Raw genomic sequence first — 9,557 nt, 5'->3', positions numbered from 1 at the left:
GGCATCTACGGGATGAACTTCGAGTACATGCCGGAGCTGAAGATGCGGCCGGCATACTTCATCGTCCTGGGAGGGATGGCTCTCCTGGCGGCGGTGCTCATCGGGAGCTTCTGGAGGCTGGGCTGGTTCTCCCGCCGGGGGGGCGGCGAGGCCGGCGCCGGAGAGAGGGCGCGTCGCCTCTGACGCACCACGCGTTGGCCCGCGGTCCAGAGCCGAGCGTGTCGAACGCGACGCGCCGCCGGCACCTGAGGCTCGCGGTCGCCGGGGCCGCGAGCATTACTTAGCCCGGCGCCCCAAACCCTCCTCCGCCCGGCGTCTCGATCCGGACGACGTCGCCGGCCACGACCTCCAGCGCGACCTTCGACCCCACCTCGCGTCCGTTGACGAGATTGCGCCCCGGCTTACCGTTGCCGCCACCGGCCAACCCTCGCGGGCCGAGCACCCGCCGCTCCGTGATGAGCGACAGCGAACACGGCTCGAGCACCCGCAGCTCCCGAATCACCCCATCCCCTCCCCGCCCCCCTCTCTCCCCTTTCTCACCTCTCTCACCTCTCTCACCTCCCGACCCCCTCCTGATCTCATACCGCTCCACCCGCACCGGCAGCTCCATCTCCATCACCTCGACAGGCGTGTTCATCGTATTGCTCATCCCGACGTGCACGCCGCTGGGACCCGGCCCTTTCGCGCCGCCGCCCTGCCCACCACCCAGCGTCTCGTAGTACGTCCAGGAGTCGGTGCCCAGAATTACGTTATTCATGGTGCCCTGCCCCGGTGCCACGACCGGGGCGCCCGCCTGCGCCAGCGCGAGGAAGAGGACGTCGGCGATGCGCTGGCTGGTTTCCACGTTTCCGGCAGCGACGGCGTGCGGGGCCCGGGCGTTGACGAGGCAGCCATCGGGCGCCGTGACCGTGATGCAGCGAGCGACGCCGCCGTTGGTCGGCACGTCGTCGGGGATCAGGCACCGCGCGACGAACAGCGCCGCCGAGCGCGCGACAGAGATCGGGCAGTTGACGTTGCCGGCGCAGGCCGGCGCCGTGCCGGCGAAGTCGATCGCGAGCGCACCTTCCTTGATCGTCACCCGTACCCGGATGGACAGCAGATCGTCGGTGATGCCGTCGCCCTCGAGGAAGTCCTCGGCGTCGTAGACACCGTCCCTCAGCGTCGCGAGCGCGGCGCGGGTGCGGCGCTCCGCGTAGAGGAGCAGGTCCTGCACCGCCCGCCCGAGCCACTCGGCTCCATACCGCGCCAGCAGCTCGCGCCATCGCTCGCCCCCGCGCGCGGCCGCGGCGAGCTGGGCCGCGAGGTCGGCGCGACGGACCTCCGGCTCGCGCATCCTCGTGACCAGCGACTCGACCACATCATCGATCGTCTCGCCGTCCGCCGCGATCCTGGTCGGCGGGATTATCACGCCTTCCTCGCGCAGGGTCCGGGCTCCCGGCGGCATCGAGCCGGGCCGCGTGCCTCCGACGTCGGCGTGGTGGGCCCGGACGACGGCAAAAGCAATGGGCGGAGCGCTGGAACCCGTCCGGCCCACCGCCTCGATCACCGTGATATCCGGCAGGTGCGTCCCGCCGGTGTACGGATCGTTCAAGACCCACCCATCGCCCGCTCGCGGGCCCTTCGCCATCACGGCGGCCACCGCGTCCGGCATGGCGCCGAGGTGTACCGGGATGTGCGCTGCCTGCGCGATCAACTCGCCGGAGGCCGTGAAGAGAGCGGCCGACGAGTCGCGCCGCTCGCGGACGTTGGGGGAACGGGCGCTGCGCACCAGCACCGCGCCCATCTCCTCGGGGATGGCGGCGAAGAGCTGCGCCATCACCTCGCGCTCAACCGGGCTGAGCATGGCTCCGCTCCGCCACTATCGCGCCCATCCGGTTCACCGCTCCGGTCCATCCCGGTGGAATGAACGCGGTCGCGTTCCGTCCGGCCACGACCGCCGGCCCCACCAGCGCCTGGCCTTTCGTCAGGGTGTCCCAGTCGTACCCGGCCGCGTCCGCCTCGCCCGCCTCGATCCGGATGCGGAGCCGCGCCGTGCCGCCCGTGATCGAACGCCGAGGCCATCCGATGCGTCCCGGCGCACTCGGGGCCCGCGCGATAGCCCGCAGCGCAACGACCTCGACCCGGGCCGCAGCATCGCGATGACCGAACGCCCGCTGGTGGGCCTCGTGGAAGCTGCCTGCGACACCGTCCCACGCGCCCGCCGCGAACGGCACGTCCAGCTCGTATCCCTGCCCCGCGTACCGGCACTCCGCCACGAAAGACACCTCGGCACCCGGGAGATCGGCGCCGAGCTGGGCGACGAGCGGCGCCGCGAGCGCATCGGCGCGCGCCGCGAACTCGTCCGCGCCCACGTGGACGGACACCGAGCGCTCCGTCATGTCCGCGGCGGCGGCCATTCCGAGCGCGGAGAGGACGCCTGCATGCGGCGGCATGAGCACGCGCGGGACGCCGAGGAGGTCGGCGAGCGCACACGCCGACAGCGGGCCCGCTCCGCCGAATGCGACGAGCGTGAGCATCCCGGGATCCAGCCCGCGCTCGACGCTCACGCGGCGGAGCGCGCGCGCCATCGCCGCCTCGGCGACCCGTACCATGCCCAGGGCACACGCCGGAACGTCGAGTCCCGCCTCGCGAGCAAGTCCGGCGACAGCCCGCTCAGCGAGCCCGCGCGAGACCCTGATGCTGCCTCCGAGGACCGCGGTGTCCTCGATCCATCCCAGCGCGACGAAAGCATCCGTGACCGTCGGGCGCGCCCCACCCCTGCCGTAGCACGCGGGGCCCGGCACCGCACCGGCGCTCTCGGGCCCCACCCGCAACGCGCCGCCCGAGTCGAGCCAGCCGAGCGAGCCTCCACCGGCGCTCACCGTCTCGATGGCGATGTGCGGCACCGCCAGCGGCACCCCGGCGATCGTCCCGTGCGCGACGACGGTCGCCACTCCGCCGAGCACCACCCCGGCATCCGCGCTCGTGCCACCCATGTCGAGCGTCAGCAGATCCGTCATCCCCGAGGCGGCGCCGACCATCGCCGCGCCCTGGATCCCACCGGCGGGACCCGACAGAGCCAGCCAGATCGCCCGTTCGGCTGCGAGGCCCGCCGAGAGCGCTCCGCCGTTCGACGCCATGACCCGCGGCGCCTCGATCCCGCGCGCGGCCGCGGCCGCCGCGAACCGCGACACGTAGCTGCCCACGCGCGGCCTCAGGAACGCCTCGGCCGCCACCGTGGACGTGCGCTCGTACTCTCGCATCCGCGGGACCAGCTCGTGCGAGACCACCACTGGCACGCCGGGGAGCGCCGCCCGCAGCGCTTCGGCCAGACGCTGCTCGTGCGCGGGGTGCCGGAAAGCGAAGAGAAGCGAGATCGCGATGGATTCGGGCTCGAGCGCGCGCACCGCCTCGACGCAAGAAGTCAGGGAGTCTTCGTTCAAAGGCTTGACGACCCCGTCCGGCCCCATGCGCTCCACCACGCCGACCACCCGCTCACGCGGGATCAACGGCGGTGGATGATGACGCGTGAGATCGTAGAGCGAGGCGCGGTCCTGGCGCCGCAGCTCGAGCAGGTCCTCGAAGCCGGCCGTGACGACCAGTACCGCCCGCGCCCCTTTCCGCTCCAGCAAGGCGTTGGTGGCGACCGTGGTGCCGTGCACGAGAGCCGCCGGCGGCTCGCCGAGCCCGGCGCGCTCGTAGGCGTCCCAGATGGCGCGCTCCGGCGCATCCGGCGTGCTCGGTACCTTCGCGACCACCAGGCCCCGCGGCCCCAGAGCCACGAGGTCGGTGAAGGTGCCGCCGACGTCGACGCCGACGCGCATGGTCAGCGGGCACAGCCGCGCGGGCGCACAGGCGCGCGGAGAGGGCTGGCTCCTGTCCGTGCGCCTGTGCCCCTGTGCCCCTGTGCCCCTGTGCCATCTGTCTCTTCACATCGACGGCCCGATGAAGACCGCGTTCGCGAACAGCGGCAGCAAGCCCCGGAAGTGGTCGCGGAAGTTGGGATCACCCGCGAAGCCGATCACCCGCCCGCGGCCCACCCGCTCAGTCCACAGATAGACCGACTCGCCGAGCCGGGCCGGCATCTCCGGCCAGAGATACCCCGAGAGCCGCAGCCGGGCGGCGGGCGCATAGCGCACGACGGCTTCGCCCGCGTGGAGGTCCCGCGGCGGGTTGTAGACGCGGTCCGCGTTGACCAGGCCGGGCATTTCCGCGGGCCGGATGCCGGCCAGGAGCGGCGACAGCGTGTCGCCCAAGAGCCGCACGATGGCGCCCGGGACGTCGGAGGGCAGGGGCGCGCCACCGGTGCTGTCGGCCCGCGTGGTGTCACGCCGCGGCCGGAGCCGCGCCAGACCGAGGCGCTCGGAGGCGAGCCACGATGTGGCGCCGTCGAGCGTGATCAAGGTGCCGCCGTTCCGCACCCACTCAGCAACACGGATCCTTCCGCTATCACCCAGCGCGCGATCCAACGCCCCCGATGCCACCGACGGCACGACGATCACGTTGAACTCGTCGAGGCGCGCGTTCTCCAGCAAGGCCACGCTCATCGTCGTGACCGGATAGCGGAGCCGCTGGTCGAACGCGTACCAGGTGAAACCGAAGGCGTTGCCCAGGATCGGCGTTCCACCCAGCAGCGCGACCCGCGGAGTGCGCAACGGGAACACGCTGTTGCTGCCGAGGTCCGTGCCGGAGTCCGCGGCCGCGGAGGCCAGCGGGACCACGCGGGCGCCCGACGCGGCGGCGTTCCGGCGCACCAACTCGTGAACGCCCGCCTCGTTGGACGCCGCGCGGACTATGAACGCGCCCTGCGGGAAGCGCGCGCCACCCTGGCTGAACGCGCGCGGCGCGAACCACACGTGCACGCTGTCAACCAGCAGCCCCGAAAGCATGAGGATCGAAGCTTCGCTGCCGGGGGCGAACGCGTAGCCGTAGCGACCCTGGGGCAAAGGCATGGAGACCGGGCGCGTACCCGGAGGATCGCGCAGCGGCTCCACCGGCCCCACCGGCGTGCGCGTCCACCACGCCCGCACCCGGTACGCGAACGGCAGCGACCACGCCGTCAGGTCGTAGAAGCGGTCCGGCTGCGCGGTGCGGCGGTTCTCCAGCTCCTCGGCGATGAACGCCGAGTCCAGTTCGGCGTCAGGCTCGAGGATGGCCTTGGCGAGCCGGCCCTGCGGCTGAGCCAGGTCCACGACGTAAGCGCCTTCGGCCAACCGCACCGGCCGCGGCGCCGTCTCGCCGTACGCCGTCCCATCTCGAAGATCAGCGGCGTTCCGGAGCCGCTGTACCACGATGCCGTTCTCGATCAGCCGTTGGGCCAGGGTGTCGGCACGGCCCTGCTCGTCGCGCTCGATGACAATGGTGCGGATCGGCCCGCGCTCACCGTCGGAGATCGCCGACTGCCGGAACGCGAGGAAGTCGCGCGCCCTCTCCCGCGCCCGCCGCGCGGTGGTCGTCAGAGTCGCCCACGCGGCCGTATAGTGGTGCCACGCGGCGTCGTGCAGCGTGAGCACGGTGCCGTCGCTGCGACGGATCGCCCCGCCGCTGCTGGACGCCTCCTCGAAGGTCATACCCACGGCGCCGGTGAGAATGGGCCAGGATACCCCGTAGCCCGGGTAGAACTCGTCGTAGCCCTCGCGCCGGAAGAACGACCACCCGTACTGGTCGAAGGCCGCGATGTTGGACTCCGCGAAGATGTCCCACCAGTGAAGCGTGTTCGCGGGCACGTTCTTGTTCACGGGCGCCATCGGCGGCGGGAAGAAGTACGTGGCGTTGAACCCCATCTCGTGCAGGTCCACGGCCACCATCGGCCACCAGCGCCGGAACGCGGCGACCCGGCCGCGTGTTTCCGGATGCGAGAGGATGAACCAGTCGCGGTTGAGGTCGAAGTAGTAGTGGCTGGTGCGCGGGCCGGGCCAGCTGCCCTGATGGACCATCGCGCTGGGCGAGATCGGAACGCCTTGCGCGCCGCGCGCCCGAGTCACGTCTTGCACGTGCCGCTCGTGCCCGTCCGGATTCTGCACCGGGTCGATGAGCACGACCGTGCTGTCCAGGATGAGCTGCGTCTCGGCGTCGCTGCCGGCGGCGAGCTGGTAGGCGAGCGCGAGCGACGCTTCCGTCCCCGACGCCTCGCCACCGTGCACCGTATAGCCGAGCCACACGGCGGGAAGCGCGCGACCGGAGACCGTCGCCAGATCGGAGGCGGACGCACCGCGCGGGTCGGCCAGGCGCGCCGCGTCGGCCCGGACCTGGTCGAGCCGCGCCTGGTTGGCCTCGCTGGTGATTATCACCATCAGCACCTCCCGCCCCTCGAAGGTGCGGCCCACGGTGTCGAGCCGCACCCGGCGGCTGGTCTGGGCCAGGCGCTCGAGATAGCGGCTCAGCATGTGGTGCGGCGTGAACCGGTCTCCGACATCGTAGCCGAGCGCCGCGCGCGGCGTCGGTACCGACGGGTCGTAGGGGCCGGCGTTGCCGTAGGCGTGCTGGGCCTGGGCCCTACCCGCGCCGAGCGCGAACGCGAGCAGCAGGACGGTCGGGACACGCTTCATGATGATGCTCCTTCAGGATGTTTGCGGAGGAACGCGGCGATGAGGAGCGCGGCGGCGCCGGCCAGAGCGAGCGCGCCGACCCAGTCGCCCAATCGAACATAGAGCGTGCGGCCGTCGGTCGTCAGCACCGGGCCGGCGACGACGGCTTCCTCGTACAACCCCGTTGCCAGGTGCGTGCGCCCCTGGGGGTCCACGAACTCGCTGATCCCGGTGTTCGCCGCGCGCGCGATCCCCATGCGGGTCTCGATCGCCCTCATGACCAGGTGCGAAGCATGCTGGTACGGCGCCGCGGTGCGGCCGAACCAGGCGTCGTTCGTGATGTTGACGAGGAAGTCGGCGCCGTCACGCCGGTAGCCGCGTGCCAGGTCCTCGAACGCCGACTCGTAGCAGATCACGATCCCGAACCCGCCCTCGGCGATGCGATAGACCGGGAACCGGTCCCCGTGCCCGAACCCGCCGAAGTACTCGAGCTTCCCGAACCAGCGCGGATTGACGAACGGCACGCGCTCCACGATCGGGACGAGGTAGGTCTTCCGATAGGACGGCTGCGAGCGGTTCGAGCCGGTCGAATCGAACACGAAGGCCGCGTTGTAGTACTCGTACGACGTGGGCGTGTCTCCCCACTCCACGTCGAGCCCGCCCGTCACGATGGGTGTGCGGGTCGTTCGCGCGAGGTCGCCGATCCACTGCTCCCAGTCGGGGTGCCGGAACAAGTAGTCGGCGATGGCGGCCTCCGGCCACGCGACCAGCCCCACGCCCGGCATCGAGTCGGCGCGGCGCGTGAGCGCCAGCAGCTCCAGCACCAGCGAGTCCTGCTCCCGGTTCTCCCGCTTCTCGGCGAACCCGACGTTGGGCTGGACCACGGCGACCGTCGTCACCGGGCGCATCACCAGGGTACGCTCGCGCCACCCGCCGTAGCCCAGCGCGGCGGCGATGGTCGCCACCACGGCGGCCGCCGGCTTCCAAGCGCGGCCCCGAAGCGCGCCGGCCATCAACACGTTGGCCCAGGTGAGCCAGAGCGTCACGCCCCGCGCGCCGCCCAGGTCCGCGAACTGCACCAGGGTGGGCACACGCGTGAGCGAGGTGCCGAGGCCGAGCCACGGGAAGCGCACGTCGCCCAGGTGCCCCGCGATCCACTCCACCGCTGTCCAGACTATCGGGAAGACGAGCCACAGCGGCAGCCCCGTGCGCCGCCGCACCCGCGCTACCATCCAGGCCGCAAGCGCCCATCCGGGCGCGAGCACCACCAAGATCGCCGCGAGGTAACCGGCCAGCGACAGCGGCGTGAAGTGCCAGAGCGCGATCACGATCCAGTAGAGCACCACACCGTTGGCGAGTACGCCGAACCAGTAGCCGGTCCAGGCGATCTGTGCGTCGGTGCGCCGGTGCGTCGGTGCGTCTTCCAGCGCCCAGACGAACGGCACCATCGCCACGAAGCTCGGCAGCACCAGGCTGAACGGCGCGTAGGCGACAAACAACAAACCGGCGGTGATGGCCGCCGGCATGAGTTCCCGTCTGGTGGGCAGGAAGGCGCGGACGCTCACAGCTTGATGTCGCGCTGCTCGTCTGCCGACTTGTAGATGGTCTCGATGACCTTGTGGAGGCGGACCTGGTCCTCGGGCGGTACCAGGGCCACTTCGCCGCGCACGCCCGCCAGGAAATATGCCCACTCGGAGCGGTATGAGGCGATGAACTGGTGCTCGCGGCTCGCCGCGCCCGTCGGGGTCACGTCCACCGGCGCGCCGTGTAGTTCCTTGAACACCCGGAACGGCGAGATGGACGCCGAGCCCTTGGAGGCCTGCACGTCCACCCAGGTGCGCTCCCCTTCGCCCACGTAGCGCCACGAGACGTCGCAGAAGATCGAGATCCCGTTCTCGCAGAACAGGTGCGCGGCGGCGATCTCGTCCACCTGCCCGGTGCCCTTGACGTGCGCCGAAACGCGGACCACCGGCGGCCGGCCCGCCAGCCAGAGCGCGAGGTCGAGCATCGGCAGGCCGAGGTCCATCATCACCCCGCCGCCGGACTCCGCCCGGCGCGACCGCCAGCCCAACTGCTGGCGAGGGGCGCGGAAGACATGCCAGCCGCAGCGGATGGTCGCGATCTCGCCCAGCTCCCCGCCGGCGAGGAACTTCTGCACCGCCTGCACGTCGCTCCGGAAACGGTGGTTCATCGCGACCAGGACGTTGCGCTTGGCCTTCTCGGCCGCCCTCAGTACGCGCGCCACGCCCGCGCTCGTGAGCGCGATCGGCCGCTCGACCACCACGTGCGCGCCCGCCGCGAGGGCCGACAGCGCGTGAGCCTCGTGCAGGTGGTTGGGCGTGCAGATGACGACCGCGTCCACCTTGCCGAACTCGAGCAGCTCCTCGATGTCGGTGTACGCCCCGCCGATCCCCATCCGCTGAGCGAGGGCGCGCGCCTTCGCGCCGTCGTTGTCGCAGATGGCGACGATCTCGACGCCCTTCAGCTTGCGCAGCACGGGGAGGTGCGCGACCTGTGCGATCGCCCCCGCGCCCACCATCCCGATGCGGATATCAGATGCGTTGGTAGACATCTAGTAGATCCGTTCCACCTTCGTTCCCGGGTAGTACGCCGCCAGGATACGTTGGAAATCCCACCCCGCCCGCGCCCGGCCCACCGCCCCGAACTGGCACATCCCAGCGCCGTGCCCGTACCCCGCGCCCGCCGCGACCACCCGCACCAGCTCGCCGCCCTGCCGCTCCACGTGCAGCTGGAACAGGTTGGATGGAAGCTGCCGGTCGGGAGCCGGCCTCAGCACTTCGCGGATCCGCCCCAGCGGTACTGCGATCTCCCCGCCCGTCGTCTCCACCGTCAGCTCGGCCACCCGCCCGGTCGGCGAGGTCTTGCTCACCCGCAGGTTCGTCACGCGGCCGAGATTCGAACCGTTCGACTGCGCCAGCGTCTGCGCCAGGACCGCGTTGATCGCGGCGCCGTCCCACTCCTCCCGCCACCGGAACTTCGGCGAGATGGCGCAATAGTAGTCCGCCCGCCCGCCGCCGAAGCGATCCGATA

The 9,557-nt window shown here is 71.5% G+C and carries 7 protein-coding genes; 1 reads left to right on the top strand and 6 read right to left on the bottom strand.

Features of this window, described 5'->3' with window-relative positions; translation table 11 throughout:
- Window positions 1–183 (top strand): CorA family divalent cation transporter (locus Q8Q85_12475; GenBank protein ID MDP3775071.1); only part of this gene is annotated, 183 nt, incomplete at its 5' end.
- Between the two features lie 97 nt (window positions 184–280).
- Here Q8Q85_12475 and Q8Q85_12470 read toward each other — a convergent pair.
- The 6 genes from Q8Q85_12470 to Q8Q85_12445 all read right to left on the bottom strand — a co-directional run.
- The gene (locus Q8Q85_12470) at window positions 281–1,843 is read right to left on the bottom strand and encodes a hydantoinase B/oxoprolinase family protein (GenBank protein MDP3775070.1); all 1,563 of its coding nucleotides are present in this window, start codon (window positions 1,841–1,843) and stop codon (window positions 281–283) included.
- A complete protein-coding gene (locus Q8Q85_12465) occupies window positions 1,827–3,803 on the bottom strand; it encodes a hydantoinase/oxoprolinase family protein (GenBank protein MDP3775069.1) in 1,977 nt (658 codons plus the stop codon). The genes Q8Q85_12470 and Q8Q85_12465 overlap by 17 nt, the downstream gene beginning before the upstream one ends.
- A gap of 105 nt (window positions 3,804–3,908) precedes the next feature.
- Window positions 3,909–6,527 (bottom strand): M14 family zinc carboxypeptidase, encoded by a 2,619-nt coding sequence (locus Q8Q85_12460; protein ID MDP3775068.1) that lies wholly within the window; start codon window positions 6,525–6,527, stop codon window positions 3,909–3,911.
- Window positions 6,524–8,071 (bottom strand): apolipoprotein N-acyltransferase, encoded by a 1,548-nt coding sequence (gene lnt / locus Q8Q85_12455; GenBank protein ID MDP3775067.1) that lies wholly within the window; start codon window positions 8,069–8,071, stop codon window positions 6,524–6,526. The genes Q8Q85_12460 and lnt overlap by 4 nt, the downstream gene beginning before the upstream one ends.
- Window positions 8,068–9,078, bottom strand: coding sequence for a Gfo/Idh/MocA family oxidoreductase (locus Q8Q85_12450; GenBank protein ID MDP3775066.1), 1,011 nt, complete (start codon window positions 9,076–9,078; stop codon window positions 8,068–8,070). The genes lnt and Q8Q85_12450 overlap by 4 nt, the downstream gene beginning before the upstream one ends.
- The coding region (locus Q8Q85_12445; GenBank protein ID MDP3775065.1) for a hypothetical protein at window positions 9,079–9,557 on the bottom strand (479 nt) is incomplete at its 5' end.

Source organism: Gemmatimonadales bacterium, assembly GCA_030697825.1.
Taxonomy (GTDB): Bacteria; Gemmatimonadota; Gemmatimonadetes; order Gemmatimonadales; family JACORV01; genus JACORV01.
Note: the sequence above shows the minus strand (reverse complement) of the source record. Positions and strands in the feature narration are given on the sequence as shown.